Genomic DNA, 15209 nt, shown 5'->3' with positions numbered 1-15209 from the left:
GGTAACCGGGTATTAGTAGGGGATACTGATCAAAAAGGAAAAGGAGACAGCCTATCCCATGCACCATTTTAACGAAATCTTTATCCAAATTCTTGTTCTGCTCGCGGTTTCCATGGCCGTTATTGCCGTCTCTAAAAAAGTAAACCAGCCCTACTCCATCGCCCTCGTCCTGACAGGGCTGCTGCTCGGACTTGTCCGCGTACCCTTCCTGGAAGCGGCCGAATCCTTCATTACACAATCCCATGTATTTCAGGCGATTATCATTTCCCTGTTTCTGCCGATCCTGCTGGGGGACGCAACGCTGAAACTGCCCTTCTCCCATTTAAAAGAACAAAGCAAGCCCGTTCTCGCGCTGGCCTTCGGCGGTACCCTGCTGTCCTTTCTGCTGATCGCCTTCGCTTCTTATTACCTTCTCGGACTGCCTCTCGTCGTGGCATTTACCTTTGGCGCTTTAATGAGCGCGACGGACCCGATAAGCGTCATCTCCATTTTCAAGTCCCTGGGAGTTCCTAAACAGGTCGTGACCATCATCGAAGGGGAGTCGCTGTTTAACGACGGGATCGCCGTGGTGCTGTTTCAGATTTCTTCGGTGTACTTGCTGACCTACCTCGAAATGGGCTGGGCCGGAGCGGGAAGCGGGCTGCTTCTTTTCCTTCAATTCGCTCTCGGCGGCATCGCTGTAGGCGCACTGCTCGGCTTCGTGTTCTCCCAGCTCATCCGGTTTTACGACGACTATCCTCTCGAAATCGCCTTTTCCATGCTGCTTTTCTTCGGAAGTTACTTCATCGCGGAGCATTTCCATGTGTCCGGAGTAATCGCGGTCGTTGTGGCCGGGCTCATTTTCGGGAGCTACGGAGCCAGAATCGGCATGTCGGACAAAACCTTCATGAACATTCATTCCTTCTGGGACGTTATCACGCTTATCGCGAACTCGCTCATTTTCCTTATGATCGGACTGGAAATCCGGAACATCAACTTTGCCGATAAATGGGGCCTGATTGCCGCAGCCGTTATTCTCGTCCTTCTCGGCAGAACGATTGCCCTCTATACGAGCGTCTTCTTCCTGAAAGATTTCCCGAAGGCGTGGAAAAGCGTGCTGAACTGGGGCGGGTTAAAAGGAAGCCTGTCCATCGCGCTCGCTTTAAGTCTCCCGCAGGATTTCGCGGGGCGGGACGACGTGCTTGTCCTTACGTTCAGCATCGTCCTTTTCTCCCTTCTCGTCCAGGGCCTGACGATCAAGCCCCTTGTCGTCAAATTGGGGCTGGGCCGGCAAAAGAATCGTCCCGATACGGAGGCAGGCTGAAATGCTTGCTCCTATTCTTAATCAAATTCATTTCCATGCAAAAAAGCCGCCCTTTCACGGACGGCTTTAAGTTTGTGACTTCTTCGCCCTGTTCCTCCAGAACAGGAATAAAACCGCAACGGCACAGCCGATAACGAGGACGAGCTTCGTCTCCGGAACGAGCAGAAACTGAGATAGATTGTCGCCCCACTGCCGACCGATTCCGTAGAAAATAAGCGTCCACACCCAGGCTCCGCTGTAGGCGTACAGAGCGAACTTGGCATAGCGTTTGCCGTAGGCGCCCATAAATATCGGCACGATATAGCGGACACACGGGATAAAACAGCTGATGCACAGCGCAGCCGTGCCGTATTTATCGAGAAGCTGCTCGGAAGACGCGAAATACCGGGCGAATCTTTCCTTGCCGCGCAGCCGGTGAATGAGACGTTTGCCGAATACCCGGCCGATCAAGAATCCGATCGTGACTGCCGTGGTCAACCCCAGAAAAATGCATAAATAAACGAGCCAGGGATTAAGCAGCCCCTCGGCTCCGATAACGCCGCCTGTCATCACGGTCACTTCATTGGGTACCGGAATGCCGAAAGGTCCCAGCGCCAGGGCCGCGTAAAAAAACGTATATCCGTACTGGTCCACCAGCTCCAGGATGAGATCCCCCATCACCCTCCGACCTCCTTCGTGTATATATAAGTACCTTTCCGACTCCAATCTTAATCTAAAATTGTTACGTTTTTTTGATGGAGGACCTGAGAAATACCGGAAATATTTATGTCCGCGAAAAAAGCAGATACAAATAAGCGAAACGTCACCTTGGGACAAGGATCGGTTTCGCTTCGTTCACTTATCGTTTACCCGAAAAGGCGCTTTCACGAAAGAACGTCCGGACGCTTCCGCCTGGCCGTCTCATGACCGCCGCAGGCCGGGCACTCCTTGCGGAAAAGCCCCCCGCTTCCGGTCAAGAAAGCGGTCCGAACGGCAGCCCCCGTCTGAGCTGCCCTTAGTCCCCTCCGTACCGGAGCAGCACGCCGAGCGCCGGATCGCTTCCACGGAAGCTTTCGTACGCTTCGGCGGCCCGGGCGAACGGAAGCGCGGTCAACAGCGGGGCCACCGAGATGCGGCCTTCCTCAAGCAGGCGGATGTACTCGGCGGTATTGCGGCCTTCCGTCCAGCGGACGTAGCCGACGGGGTAATCCCGGTTATCGCGCTCGTACATCGGGTCGTAGCGCCCGGGACCGCCCGCCCGGGAGATCAGCACGCGGGCCTCCTTGCCGAACATCCGGCCGCGCGAGAAATTCGCGCTCACGTCGCCGACAAGGATGATCGATCCGCGGTCCCGCAGCCAGTCGAACGCGCGGTCGATCAGCGGACCGCCGTCGCCGCCCACGCAGAGCAGGACGCTGTCGGTGCCGAGACCGCCCGTCAGCCGCGGGAGCTGCGCTTCCAGCTCCTCGGCGCCGGCGAACGCCTCGACGCCTCCCGCGCGCAGCCGTTCCGCGCGTCCCGCGTCGAGGTCGAGCCCCGCCGTCCGGAGTGCGGCGGCGGAGGCGATCTGCGCCGTCAGGTTGCCGAGGATGCCCAGGCCGACCACGACGACGGATTCGCCGAACCGCAGGTCGGCCGTACGCAGCGCGTGGATCGCGATGGCGCCCAGGCCGGCGAACGCCGCTTCCTCCGGCCGGACATGATCCGGCACCGGGGCGGCCAGGTTCGCCGGAACGGCCAGCGTCTCGGCGTGCCGGACGTAGGGGGCGCCGTAGCAGGCGACGCGCTGTCCCGGCTCCAGGCCGCGGACGCCCTCGCCGGTCCGCGTCACGATGCCGACCGCGCTGTAGCCCAGCTCGACGGGCGTATCGCCGGACCGGCGGAGCATCGACAGCTCCGTTCCGGGGCTGATCGCGGAGTATTCCGTCCGGATCAGAATATGCCCCGGGAGAAGCTGCGGTTCCTCCAGTTCACGCAGAACAATGTTTCCGTGTTGTGCCGCAACGCATTTCATTGCTTTTATCCTCCATTAGCTTTCGTCAGCCTCCCGCACGTCCGGCCATGGCAGTCCTTTTTTTCAGTACCGTTCCTGGCGGCATATCGGTAAAGGTTGTGTAGTTGGTCTTGGGTTCGGTCTTGGGTTGGGTCTTGGGTTGGGTCTTGGGTTGGGTCTTGGGTTCGGTCTGTGATCACATCTGTGGCTCGATCTGTTATGTTGTTCACTATTCGACTTGCGGTTCCGTTGACCAAACAATTAACGCCGTGTTCGATTCGCCGCCTTTATCTTTAATACCAAGCATTCTCAGCCGCGTTTAATTTTTAGGCCCCTAATTTCCGGATCGGAACGGCTCGCGCCGTATAATTCCGGGTTGTCACGTTGCTTGACGAGACGAATTTTCAATACCGTTAAGCGGGCGATCGTCTTTTTTTCATCCGGCATCCGTATCCCGGCCCCCTTAAGTCGTTCAGGAAATCGACTTCCTCCGGTATTCACTGGGCGAAATGCCGTTGTATTTTTTAAAGGTGCTCGTAAAGGTGGACGAATTGAGATACCCCGACTTTTCACCGATTTCCGCAACGGACCAGTCGGTCGTTTTCAGCCATTCTTTGGCGTGAGCCATCCGGACTTTGTTCAGATATTCCACGAAATTGATGCCGAACGCTTTCTTGAAGTAGTTCGAGAAATATTTCGGGCTTGTGCCCAGCAGCTCGGCCATATGATCCAAGTGCAGGTTTTCTTTGTAATGCGTATTGATATACTGGGCGATAAATTCCGCTTCCAGCTTCGTGTCGCCGGCCGGTTTCCGCCATTCCGCAAAGCGGCGCGCGGCATATTCCAGCGCGGTTTCGATTTCACGGTAATCCACCGCGTGATGAACCGACCGGATAAAGCCGTCCTGCAGCCGGATCAGCTCCTGCCGGTCGACTTTGCCCGGCTCCACGTACTGCTGCATGTGATAGTACATGCACTCGGCGACGGGAACGAGCTGGTGATGGTGGACATGCCGCTCGGCGTTCTTCGCCAGAATGGCGCGGATCATCGCAAGGCATGCCTCCACGTTCCCTCCCGCGAGGTGGTTGGACAGCTTCTCGATTTCATGCAGCGGGAAGTACACCTTCCACGTATACCGGATCGCCTGCGTATCCGTGACGGGGCTTGCCTCCGAGAGATCCCGGTACATCAGGCCCCGCTTGACCTCGCGGTAAGCGTCCTGGCAGTACTGGATCTTCGAGGCATAGAGCCTGCTGACGGCCGCCATGACGGTGACGTCCTTCAGCGGTCCGCTCCCGGCCTGCTTCAGCATCTGCCCCATGCGCCGGATGACCGGCTCGCGGTCCGAAGGACGGTCAAGGCCGATCAGCGCCAGAAACTGCAGGCTTCCCGCGTGGAAGACGGCGCAGTGGCCTCCGGCTTCTTCCGCCGCTTCGCGCAGCAGGGCCAGCAGCGCCTGCTCCAAAGAAGCGGCCCGCAGCGGAGCCGGCGGTTCGCTTCCGGCTTCCGGGCTTTCCTTCGGCCGCAGATGAATGGCGGCCATCATGAACTGGCCCGTCCGGAAGAAGTCCGCGAAGATGTGCTGCATCCGGTTCTCGAATTCGCGCGAATGCGAAAATTCGTCGAGGGCATGCAGGAACACGCCCCGCCTTATTTCGGAATGCACCGTCTCCATCTGGATTTTGACGGAGGCATTCTCCAGCTGGATCTGCTCGATGCCGCTGCGGATGCGGCTGTAATCCGCCTGCGGTTCCGCGCTTTTGCCGCCCAGCAGGCGCACCAGGTCCCGGATCGGCCGGTACAGGTAGTGGCTGAGCAGGATGGAAAGGCCCACCGCCGCGAGAATGGCGATGATCATGATCATCCGGTTCCAGGCGACTATCGGCGCGGTGCCCGCCAGCTCCACCGGCATTTTATCGATATAAATGAAATCGTTATAGTCAGATTTATAAAACAGGTACTCGTAATCCCGGCTCTTGACCGTCGCTTCCTGCCCCGGGTTAAAATACACCTCGTTCAGCATTTCCACCAGATCCCACTGCGGGTCCGTACTCAAAATGCGGTTGCGCTCGGCATCCATCACCATCAGGGAGGTGCCCTGCATCATCGCGGTCTGGTTGACGTGCTTGAGCAGCTTATCCACGTCGATCAGCAGCATAATGTTGTACGTCGAAATCTGGTTGCTTCCCATCAGCACGATGAGATTGCGGTTTTGGACAAGCCGGTCGGCGACTCTCACTTTGAATGCGCTTGCAGGAAACACTTTCTGCGTCCGGTTCGTCTCGGCAAACGACTTCCAGTATTCCGCGTTATACGTATCGTGCCGGTACTGCTCGTTGAAGAGTGCCTCCAGGTTCGAAGTCCCCTGCGACGTAATCGCGATGGCGGACCCTTTCTCGAACAGAACAACCTCTTCCAGATAGTCCATGGATGACACTAGGGTCGTCATGTTTTTCTGCATCAGATACACGTCGTTCATGTTGATCCGGTCATCCTCCATCACCTCCCAAGACTTGTAGGGCAGGGCATGGATCGAATAGATGAGGTCGTTCATCTCTTTGAAAGCTTGATCAAACGACCGGATGACATGCTTCACAACCAGTTTGTTATTCTCGCTGACCTGACGATAAATACCCGAAATCGAATTCTCGAAGACCAAGTAATTGGATGCGAACATGACAACGGCCACGAGCAAAAGCGACAAAAAAATCTTCAGCAGCCCCATGTTCACTTTCCAGCGGATCCTCGGCATATTCCGTCCCCCTCGCTCTATAACGGAAATGACGCTGTTAGTTCCCTTAATCTTCGACATCCGGCCGGGCATCCCTTCTAACCTTTTTCGGAGCCGAGCATAATGCCCTTGGCGAAATATTTCTGGGCGAACGGATAAATCAGCAGCACCGGAATCATCGAAATGAAGATGGTCGCGTTTTTCATCGCCTCCGGCGTCAGCGCGGCCTGGTCCACAAGCCCCGACTCCTTGGCCTGATCGAAAATAAGCATATCCCGGAGCACCACCTGCAGCGGATAAAGGTTCGCGTCGTTGAGATAAATCAGCGGCAGGAAAAAGCTGTTCCAGTGGCCCATGAAATAGAACAGGCCGATGGAAGCGAGCGCCGGCTTGGACAGCGGGATAATGATGCTGAACAGAATCCGGTATTCCGAAGCGCCGTCGATAAGCGCGGATTCGCGCAAGGACGAGGACATCGACTCGTAAAAGCTTTTGAGAATGAGCAGTTCGATCGTCCAGATCGCATTGGGCAGCACGAGTGCCCAAACGGAATCCAGCAGGTGAAGCTTCTGCACGACGATGTAGGTCGGAATAATGCCGCCGTTCAGAAACATCGTGATCACAATCGCGATCATAAAATATTTCCGCCCGAAGAACGTCCTTCGGGAAAGCGGATAAGCGGCCACCGCCGTCATCAGCAGGTTGATGAAAGTGCCTAAGCCCGTATACAGAATCGTATTGAGATAGGCGCGCGGAATACGCGGATTTTGCAAAATCTCCTTGTAAGCGTCCAGGTTAAAACCCCGGGGCCACAGAAACACTTTATTCTGCACGATGTATGCCGAATCGCTGAATGAAATCGCGATGATGTACAGGACCGGATAGACGGTTGCGGCGGCAATCAGACTGAGAATGATCACATTCATCAGATCGAACAGGCCGAATTTGCGGAGTTTGCCTCCCTTTGCGGTTACCATAAGCTGCTTCCTCCCGCTCTCCGGCTGATCATATTGCTGACCAGCAGCATCACGAGCGCGACCAGCGCCTCGAACAATCCTACGGCAGCGGCATAGCTGTAGTTCGTTTCAAGCAGACCTTTGCGGTAGACATACGTTGAGAACACGTCCGCCACGTCGTAGGTCATCGGGTTGTAGAGCAGAAGCACCTTCTCGTAGCCGATCCGGAACATCGCGCCCGTTTTCAGAATGAACATGATCGTGATCGTAGGCAAAATACTCGGAATCGTGATGTAGCGCATCATCTGGAACCGCGTACAGCCGTCCACGCGCGCCGCTTCGTACAAGGTGGGGCTGACGCCGGCAATCGCGGCCAAATAAATGATGGCGTCGTATCCGATCGTCGCCCAGATTTCCGAGGATACGTAAATGGTACGGAACCACTCGGGATCGATCAGGAAATATTTCCTGCTAAAACCCAGCGCCTCGATCATCGTGTTGAGCAGCCCCCGGGTCGGCGACAGGAAATCGATAATCATGGATGAGATGATGACGACGGACAGGAACGCCGGCAGATAGCTTAGCGTCTGCACCGTCTTTTTGAAAAATTGCAGGCGCACTTCATTGAGCAACAGGGCGAACAGGATCGGAAACGGAAAGCCCCACAAGAGAGTAAACAAGCCGAGCAGGATCGTGTTGCGGAACAGCATCCAGAAATCTTGGCTGGAGAAAAACGCTTTGAAATGCTCCAGTCCCACCCATTCGCTGCCCAGGATGCCTTCATAGACGTTGTAATTTTTAAACGCGATAATCAGCCCGTACAGAGGGCCGTAGCGGAACAGGATAAAGAAGACGATACAGGGGATGAACAAAAGCAGGAGCTGGCGGTCCCTCTTAATGTGCCGCAAAATCTCCGCTCCTTTGGAACGCTTCGGTTGGCTGGCCGCCGTCCGGGCCAGTCCGGGTTGTGCCGGTTGCATGCAGGGTACCTCCTTCTCCTTCAAGGCGGTGGGGCACCCGCCAGAAACGCGGATGCCGTCCGTCTTTGCTCTATTTCTCGCGGAAGAGCGTGCTTACTTGCTGTCGAACCGCTTCTGCGCGGTATTGTAGGCTTCGATGTAAGCGGAGGCGCCCATTTTCTCGGCGGTTTGCAGCCATTCGTTCCACTGCGCGTCTCCGTAATTTTTGTTCAGAATATATTTAGTGCTGAATTCGTTGGCGGATTTCTGCAGAGATGTCAGGACATCGGCGATTTTCTTCGTTTCGGGATCGGTAAATTTCAGAACGGGGTCCAGCACGTCGATTTTGTTGTTTTTGACCATTTTGTCCTGGGCCTCCTGCTCTTTCTCCGTAAAGTTGTAGTACACGCTGCGGCTGTCCGCACGGACGTACATCCCTTCCAGCCAGAGCCCGTAGCGGTCCTTGAGGACGCCGATGTCGACGTTCGGCACGTCTTTCAGCTCGGGGTAGACGGCCTTGCCGCCTTCCATCTTGAAGGTCTCTCCTTCGACGCCCATCGTGACCAGTGCCGCCCCGGACGGGCTGGCCAAGTAATCGAGCAGCTTGAGTGCCACTTCCTTGTTCTTGTTGTTGGATACGACGATGCCGTAGTTGTCGATCTTGGAAAGCTGCTTGATTTTGCCCGTCGGTCCTACCGGATTTCCGTAGCGCAGGTTGTAGTCCGGATTCTGGGATTTGACCTGGTTATGGAACAAATCCAGACGGCCGATCCAGTCGAACGTGACGAAAGACTTGTTGTTCGTCGTCATTTTGGCGGTCCAGGACGCATCCGTATCCGTGACGAATTCGGGATCGAGCAGCCCCTCGTTGTACAGCTTTTTCATGAAATCGAGCATTTGCTTATATTCCGGCTGGATAAAAGCAAGCTTCCACGCCTTCGCGTTCTCGTCGTAGGCCGCCGGATAACTCGCTCCGCCGATTCCCCAGCCCGGCGCCCAGTCCCGGAAAATATAATCTTTTGTTTTGGACGCGTACGGATAAGAAGTCGGGTACGCTTCTTTCAATTTTTTCAGCGCCTGATAAAATTCCTCGGTGGTGTTCCATTCCGGGATGCCCAGCTTGTCAAAAATATCTTTGCGGTACAGGAAGCCGTGATTGACATCCCGGTTAATGTTATAGATCGGCCACGTATAGAGGTTATCCTTGTCGTCGGACCAGGACTTCATCACCCAGCTGCTGTCTTTGTTATCCACATAAAGGCTTTTGAAGTTAGGCAGCTTGTCGAGGTGGGAATTGATCGGAGTCAGCGCCCCTTGCGAACCTAATTTATTGGCTTCTGCCGGTGTGAGTCCGTGAAAGACGTCCGGAAGCTTGCCCGAGGCCATCACCACTTTTAATTTATCTTTGTAGTTGGCGGACGAATAGGCCTGGATGTTCAGCTTGACGCCGGTTCTTTTCTCGATTTCCTTCACGATAAGCTTGCTGCTCAAATCCGGATTGTCGCTGACCAGCATCCAGTTCAAGGTAACGGGTTCGTCAACCAGCGGAAGCTTGAGCCCGCCCGTGTCCCCGTAGTCTGCCGCGGCCGCGGTACCCGGTTTCGTATTTGCGGAAGATGCCCCCTCCTGCTTGCCCCCGGCGCACGCCGATGCGATCGATGCAAACAGCGTCAGGGATAAAAACGTCGATAGAAGCTTACGGGTCATACTTGTGCCTCCTTGACCTCAATGATGGATTTGCGCTTGAGGCGTTCCGGTGTCCGGCTCTGTCGCCCCCAGCACATCCCAGTATAGAAAGCGCGGAAAGATTTCGTAAATAAAGCGTTTTCACAAACCTGTAGATTTTTCTCATCTTCTCCTCACAAAATTACCAAAGTCCTTGACAATCAAGGGCTAGAGGCGATGTGGAAAATGATAAAGCGGTAGAAAATAATAAAATTTCCGTTCTTTGCGCGCCTGCCGCGGACGTACAAAAAAACACCTCACCGGATGCTTTGACGATGGTTGTTTTACCCGTGCTTCTCCTCTGTGCGCACAAAAGAGACCGGGGATTTCTCCCCGGTCTCTGCTTCCGAACCGTGCGGCCGGTCATTCACTGCCATATGCGGCCCGCACGCGAAATTCCGAATGCGCCTTGCGGCGCCGCGCGGTAGTCTTCGGGCCCGCTTTACTGCATCGAAACCGCCTCTTACTGGATCAAACCGACCGCGCGGCCGTCCAGGTTCCAGCTGCTGTTTACCGGCACGCCGAGATGTTTAAGAGCCGTGACCAGAACGTCGGCCTGATAAGTCGCTCCCGTCAGTTGTCCTTTAACGGTGCTTTCTCCGCTCGCGATCAGGAAAATGGTCGTCTCTTCACTGCTGCTGCCGCCGTGCGAAGTGCCCTTGCCTCCGTGATCGGTACTGACGAGAATGAGCCAGTCTTCCTGGGCGTAAGTGCTGCGGGCTTTAACCGCGTCCAGGATCGTGCCGATCTGGGCGTCCACGCCTTCGATCGCTTTTGTGTACTGGGATACCTTCGGACTGAAACCGTACGTGTGCCCGGCGTGATCTATGTCGTCGAAATGAAGGAAAAGAAAGTCCGGGTTACCGGTTTTCAGCAGGTTCACCGTATTCGAAACCACTTCGGCATCGGTAGCGACCGTTTTCTCCAGGTCGATTCCTTCTACCAGCTTGTCGTTGATCGGTCCCCAGTGCACGATGGAAGCCGTCGACAGAGCCGGGTTGTAAAGCTCCGCACGCTTCATCAGGGAAGGGTACTGGCCGAATTTGCTGCCCGCCCACGTGTTGTCCTTAACACCGTGCTTCTGGTACCAGACGCCGGTATGGAGCGTGGACCAGCCCGTTGCGCTCCACGTATAGTTGGAGTTGGCTTTCGTCGTCCAGCTGTAGGCACCGTTCGCGGCAAGCGCGTCCAGATTGACCGCGTTGGCGGCTTGCAGCGCATCCGGACGCGTGCCGTCCAGTCCGATCACGAGGACCTTCTTCTTCTTCGCTGCGGCTGGAGCAGCCTCTCCGGTCTCCGGCTTCGAAACGCCGTTAAGCGCCGCTCCGTTTTCCGGTCCTCCGGCGTTGTTCCCGGCGATAGAAGCCGCAGCCCCCGTCCCCGTCCCAGGCGAAACGGCGGCTCCGGCAAGCGATGCCGGAAGAAGCAGGCCCGCAAGCAGGGCGGCGCTTACCGTCTTTTTCCAATCATTCCGTACGTGTAACATAAATTCCACTCCTTTGTCTTTAAGAATTAAACAAGAAAAAACATATGATTTTCCGGTTTTTTAATGGAATTTCGTGTTTTTCCTTGTTTTTATCAGTATAGGTTCTTATTGTTAGCCCCGTGTTAGACGGGTTTTAATCTTTCGTATAGAAGAACGGCGCCGCCCGTTCCATTCCCAGTTAATATGGAGTTCATATAAGCATGATAAATTTACGGCATGGAATACAAACCACAGAAAAAGATTGTGTGGCCACACAGTTTTGCGGGAGGAGAATTTTGGAGATGAAAGAAACTATACAAGATAAAAAAACTTTGGGAAACTGGCGGCTGTTTCTCCGCATGATCCGTGATACTCATCCTTCGAAGCTGCTGCTGATCGCCGCCCTTGTGATGAGCGTGGCAACGACCGGCGTCGGCTTTGTCGTCCCCCTATTTACGAAGAAACTCGTGGACGGCTTCTCGATTCAATCGATGGATCCGTGGCAGATCGGCCTGCTGGCGCTGGCGTTCATCCTGCAGGCGGTGGCCAGCGGCTTGTCCATTTACCTGCTCAACCGGGTCGGCCATCATGTGGTAGGGAGTCTGCGCGACCGCTTGTGGAAGAAGCTGCTTCACCTGCCGATTTCTTTCTACGATAAAAATGAATCCGGTGAAATGTTAAGCCGGGTAACTAACGACACCGCGCTCGTCAAAGAAGTGATCACCGAGCATCTGGCCAACTGCATCACCGGTGTGCTCTCCATTACCGGTTCGGTCATTATCCTGCTGTTCCTCGATTGGAAAATGACGCTGGTCATGCTGCTCGCGGTCCCGGTTGCCATGGTGGTGCTTATGCTGCTCGGCAAAAAAATGTTTGCCATTTCGCGGGGCATGCAGGAGGAAACCGCCAAGTTTACGGCGGTACTTAATCAGGTCCTGCCCGAAACACGTCTGGTCAAAGCGTCCAATGCCGAAGAAATCGAATACGAGCGCGGAAAAACGGGTATCACGAACCTGTTCCGTTTCGGCCTGCGCGAAGCGAAAATCCACGCGCTGATCAGTCCGCTCATCTCGTTCGTCCTGATGGCCGTGCTTGTCGCCATTATCGGCTACGGCGGTGTCCGCGTATCGTCCGGGGCGCTGACGGCGGGCGACATGGTCGCCTTCATTCTGTATCTGATCCAGATCATCATTCCGGTCACCCAACTGACCATGTTCTTCACTCATCTCCAGAAAGCGATGGGCGCGACGGAGAGAATGATGACCGTCCTGGAAGAGGAGGAAGAACACCTGTATGAGGGAACGAAACTGGACAACGTCTCCCGCCCGATTCATGTCAAGGACGTCGACTTCGCTTACGGAGACGACCACATTTTATCCGGGCTGAACTTTACGATCGAGCCGGGCAAAGTAACGGCCATCGTCGGTCCGAGCGGCGGCGGCAAAACCACGACTTTCTCGCTGCTGGAACGCTACTATAAACCGACGGGCGGCCTGATTACGCTGGGAGAGACGCCGATCGAGCAGTTCTCGCTGCACTCCTGGAGAAGCCACATCGGCTACGTCGCCCAGGAAAGTGCCCTGATCTCGGGAACGATCCGGGATAACATCTGCTACGGAGTCGAACGGGAAGTGACCGACGCCGAGCTGCACAAGGTCGTGGAAATGGCTTACGCGAACGAGTTCATCGCCGAGCTGCCGCAGAAATTCGATACCGAAGTCGGCGAACGGGGAATCAAGCTTTCCGGCGGCCAGCGCCAGCGGATCGCTATCGCCCGGGCCCTGCTGCGTAATCCGCAGATACTGATGCTGGACGAAGCGACATCGAGCCTCGACAGCCAGTCCGAGATTTACGTCCAGAAGGCGCTGGACAATCTGATGAAGGGACGGACGACGCTGGTCATCGCCCACCGCCTCTCCACCGTCGTGGACGCCGACAATATCCTTTTTATCGAAAAAGGACATATTACGGGAAGCGGCACGCATGAAGAGCTGTTCCAGACTCACTCGATGTACAGGGAGTTCGCTTCGCAGCAGCTTCGGCTTCAAGAAGCGTAAATTTCCGCAAATCTACTGCTGAGGATCAAAAGTCTATTCAAAAGGGGGCACAGCCGATGGCGAACATTCTGGTTGTCGACGACGACGCGCATATCCGGGAGCTTGTGCTGATCTTTTTGCAGGCGGAGGGGCTGCAGGTGTTGGAGGCCGTCGACGGCCTCGACGCGCTCTCCAAGCTCGAAACTAACAAGATCGACATGGTCATTCTCGATATTATGATGCCGAAGATGGACGGGTGGGAGTTGTGCCGCGAAATCCGCGCCCACTACGGCGACCTTCCCCTGCTTATGCTGACCGCCAAGGGAGAAACGAGCCAGAAGGTCAAAGGCTTCAACCTGGGAACCGACGATTATCTCGTCAAGCCGTTCGAGCCGGCCGAATTGGCGGTCCGGGTAAAATCGCTGCTGAAGCGTTACCGGATTTCGGTCTCGCAGGCGGTGGAAGTCGGCTCGGTAACCATGCGGCGCAGCACATATGAGCTTATGTGGAACGGCGAGAACCTGACGCTGCCTCTGAAGGAGTATGAGCTGCTGTTCAAACTGGGAAGCTACCCGGGCAAAACATTCTCGCGCGACCAGCTTATCGAGGAGATCTGGGGCTACGATTACGCGGGCGACGAGCGGACCGTCGACGTGCATATCCGCCGGCTCCGGGAGCGGTTTCCCGAGGAGGACTGCGGCTTTAGAATCCGCACCATACGGGGGCTGGGCTATCGCCTGGAAACGGCGGAATGAGGAAAAGCTTCCTCGCGCGGGCCCGCACGGTCGTTCTCATTCTGCTTGCCGCCACAGCCATTATGCTGATCTGCACCTACGTGGCGTACACCGGCTTGCCTTTCCTGTATTCCCTGCTCGGCGCGGAGCCGGGCCCCTACTGGAAGCAGGCGATTTTTGCCGCCCTGGTCTTCATTCTCTTCGTCGGCTGTGTCGGCGCGATTTCTTCCTTAATGAGCAAAAGGCACATGCTCGTCTGGGATATGATCCAGGACGCCATGCGGCGCATCGCCAAGGGTGACTTCTCCGTCAGCATCGACATCCCGCTGGATGAGAAGGACCGGCTCGGCACCATCGTTTCCAACGTGAACCAGATGGCCGTAGAGCTCGGAGCTCTGGAAAAAATGCGGCAGGAGTTCATCTCCAACGTGTCGCATGAGATCCAGTCTCCCCTGACCTCCATTCAGGGCTTCGCCAAGGCGATCAAGCAGGAAAATCTCCCGCTGGAAGCCCGGCTGCGCTATATTACGATCATCGAGACGGAGAGCGAACGCTTATCCAAAATCAGCGACAATCTGCTTAAGCTGACTTCGCTGGAATCGAAGCATCACCCGTTCGAACAGGTTACGTACAGGCTGGATAAGCAGCTTCGCAATGTCGTGCTGGCCAATGAACCGAAATGGCTGGAAAAGAAGCTCGATATGGAGGTCGAGCTGGATCCGGTCACGTGCCGGGCCGACCGGGATTTGATGAGCCAGGTGTGGATCAACCTCCTGTCCAACGCCATCAAATTTACGCCCGAGGGCGGTACGATCCGTATCGGGCTGTCCGCCGGGGAAGGCCGTGCCCGCGTGACCGTAGCCGACACCGGGATCGGGCTGACGGAGGAAGACCGGCAGCATGTGTTCGAGCGCTTTTACAAAGCGGACAAATCTAGAACCTCCTCCGGCGGAGGAAGCGGGCTGGGACTGTCGATCGTGCAGAAAATCATCGAGATGCACGGCGGCGGGATATCGGTGGAGAGCAGACCGGGCGAAGGCACCGTCTTCTTGGTGGAGCTGCCGTTGGAGATCCAGAAGCCAAGCGCGTGAAAACGGGCAGGCTAACGCCCGTGTATGTATCTCTGTAGAACAAGCGTAAAGTCCGTCCTCTTCTCACGACTTGAAGCCAACCAAGCCCAAAAGCAAAAAAAGCCGAGTCTCCGTAAAAGGAAACTTCGGCTATTTTGCTTTTTCAATTGGGAACTTACGTGCTTTACACGGCGTTTTTTAATAGGCCGGGTTGCGGTTGGGCTCCGGGGCAGCCGGCCCGCTCCAGGCAAGCGGGCT

12 protein-coding genes are annotated in these 15209 nt (G+C 55.8%); 4 read left to right on the top strand and 8 right to left on the bottom strand.

The annotated features are described in order from the left end of the window. The first annotated feature begins 58 nt into the window (after window positions 1-58). Window positions 59-1303, top strand: a complete 1245-nt coding sequence (locus ABC395_RS02090) for a cation:proton antiporter (protein ID WP_413000382.1) — start codon at window positions 59-61, stop codon at window positions 1301-1303. A 66-nt stretch (window positions 1304-1369) separates the two neighbouring features. On the opposite strand, the gene ABC395_RS02085 is transcribed toward ABC395_RS02090, so the two are convergent. From ABC395_RS02085 to ABC395_RS02050, 8 genes are all read right to left on the bottom strand, one after another. Further along, window positions 1370-1960 carry a DedA family protein gene (locus tag ABC395_RS02085; protein WP_413000381.1) on the bottom strand — a complete coding sequence of 197 codons (591 nt, stop codon included), beginning with the start codon at window positions 1958-1960 and terminating at the stop codon, window positions 1370-1372. Window positions 1961-2297: 337 nt separating this feature from the next. After that, window positions 2298-3296: a zinc-dependent alcohol dehydrogenase gene (locus ABC395_RS02080; RefSeq protein ID WP_413000380.1), complete on the bottom strand. Its 999-nt coding sequence runs from the start codon at window positions 3294-3296 to the stop codon at window positions 2298-2300. Window positions 3297-3584: 288 nt separating this feature from the next. Next, window positions 3585-3722, bottom strand: coding sequence for a hypothetical protein (locus ABC395_RS02075; RefSeq protein ID WP_413000379.1), 138 nt, complete (start codon window positions 3720-3722; stop codon window positions 3585-3587). 25 nt (window positions 3723-3747) lie between these two features. Next, complete coding sequence (locus ABC395_RS02070; RefSeq protein ID WP_413000378.1) at window positions 3748-6027, bottom strand: helix-turn-helix transcriptional regulator; 2280 nt, start codon at window positions 6025-6027, stop codon at window positions 3748-3750. A 77-nt stretch (window positions 6028-6104) separates the two neighbouring features. Continuing rightward, the gene (locus ABC395_RS02065; protein WP_413000377.1) at window positions 6105-6983 is read right to left on the bottom strand and encodes a carbohydrate ABC transporter permease; all 879 of its coding nucleotides are present in this window, start codon (window positions 6981-6983) and stop codon (window positions 6105-6107) included. Beyond that, entirely contained in the window at window positions 6977-7942 is a 966-nt protein-coding gene (locus ABC395_RS02060; RefSeq protein ID WP_413000376.1) for an ABC transporter permease, read from the bottom strand. The genes ABC395_RS02065 and ABC395_RS02060 overlap by 7 nt, the downstream gene beginning before the upstream one ends. Window positions 7943-8035: 93 nt before the next feature. Beyond that, window positions 8036-9628 carry an extracellular solute-binding protein gene (locus ABC395_RS02055; protein ID WP_413000375.1) on the bottom strand — a complete coding sequence of 531 codons (1593 nt, stop codon included), beginning with the start codon at window positions 9626-9628 and terminating at the stop codon, window positions 8036-8038. 481 nt (window positions 9629-10109) lie between these two features. Continuing rightward, window positions 10110-11132 (bottom strand): alkaline phosphatase family protein, encoded by a 1023-nt coding sequence (locus ABC395_RS02050; protein WP_413000374.1) that lies wholly within the window; start codon window positions 11130-11132, stop codon window positions 10110-10112. A 281-nt stretch (window positions 11133-11413) separates the two neighbouring features. On the opposite strand from ABC395_RS02050, the gene ABC395_RS02045 reads away from it, so the two are divergent. The 3 genes from ABC395_RS02045 to ABC395_RS02035 are packed head-to-tail and all read left to right on the top strand — an operon-like array spanning window position 11414 to window position 14972. After that, a complete protein-coding gene (locus ABC395_RS02045) occupies window positions 11414-13168 on the top strand; it encodes an ABC transporter ATP-binding protein (protein WP_413000373.1) in 1755 nt (584 codons plus the stop codon). Between the two features lie 56 nt (window positions 13169-13224). Next, window positions 13225-13902, top strand: a complete 678-nt coding sequence (locus ABC395_RS02040) for a response regulator transcription factor (RefSeq protein ID WP_413000372.1) — start codon at window positions 13225-13227, stop codon at window positions 13900-13902. Next, complete coding sequence (locus ABC395_RS02035; protein WP_413000371.1) at window positions 13899-14972, top strand: HAMP domain-containing sensor histidine kinase; 1074 nt, start codon at window positions 13899-13901, stop codon at window positions 14970-14972. Before ABC395_RS02040 ends, ABC395_RS02035 begins: the two co-directional genes overlap by 4 nt. Window positions 14973-15209: the final 237 nt, after the last annotated feature.

The organism is Paenibacillus canaveralius (genome assembly GCF_047238265.1).
GTDB lineage: Bacteria > Bacillota > Bacilli > Paenibacillales > NBRC-103111 > Paenibacillus_F.
The sequence above is the reverse complement of the archived record's forward strand: the minus strand, read 5'-3'. Positions and strand labels throughout refer to the sequence as shown.

Excerpts from the sequence above, each read along its gene's own strand:
- ABC395_RS02090 (WP_413000382.1), top strand. The coding sequence starts at position 59 with ATGCACCATTTTAACGAAATCTTTATCCAAATTCTTGTTCTGCTCGCG.
- ABC395_RS02085 (WP_413000381.1), bottom strand. The coding sequence starts at position 1,960 with ATGGGGGATCTCATCCTGGAGCTGGTGGACCAGTACGGATATACGTTT.
- ABC395_RS02080 (WP_413000380.1), bottom strand. The coding sequence starts at position 3,296 with ATGAAATGCGTTGCGGCACAACACGGAAACATTGTTCTGCGTGAACTG.
- ABC395_RS02075 (WP_413000379.1), bottom strand. The coding sequence starts at position 3,722 with ATGCCGGATGAAAAAAAGACGATCGCCCGCTTAACGGTATTGAAAATT.
- ABC395_RS02070 (WP_413000378.1), bottom strand. The coding sequence starts at position 6,027 with ATGCCGAGGATCCGCTGGAAAGTGAACATGGGGCTGCTGAAGATTTTT.
- ABC395_RS02065 (WP_413000377.1), bottom strand. The coding sequence starts at position 6,983 with ATGGTAACCGCAAAGGGAGGCAAACTCCGCAAATTCGGCCTGTTCGAT.
- ABC395_RS02060 (WP_413000376.1), bottom strand. The coding sequence starts at position 7,942 with ATGCAACCGGCACAACCCGGACTGGCCCGGACGGCGGCCAGCCAACCG.
- ABC395_RS02055 (WP_413000375.1), bottom strand. The coding sequence starts at position 9,628 with ATGACCCGTAAGCTTCTATCGACGTTTTTATCCCTGACGCTGTTTGCA.
- ABC395_RS02050 (WP_413000374.1), bottom strand. The coding sequence starts at position 11,132 with ATGTTACACGTACGGAATGATTGGAAAAAGACGGTAAGCGCCGCCCTG.
- ABC395_RS02045 (WP_413000373.1), top strand. The coding sequence starts at position 11,414 with ATGAAAGAAACTATACAAGATAAAAAAACTTTGGGAAACTGGCGGCTG.
- ABC395_RS02040 (WP_413000372.1), top strand. The coding sequence starts at position 13,225 with ATGGCGAACATTCTGGTTGTCGACGACGACGCGCATATCCGGGAGCTT.
- ABC395_RS02035 (WP_413000371.1), top strand. The coding sequence starts at position 13,899 with ATGAGGAAAAGCTTCCTCGCGCGGGCCCGCACGGTCGTTCTCATTCTG.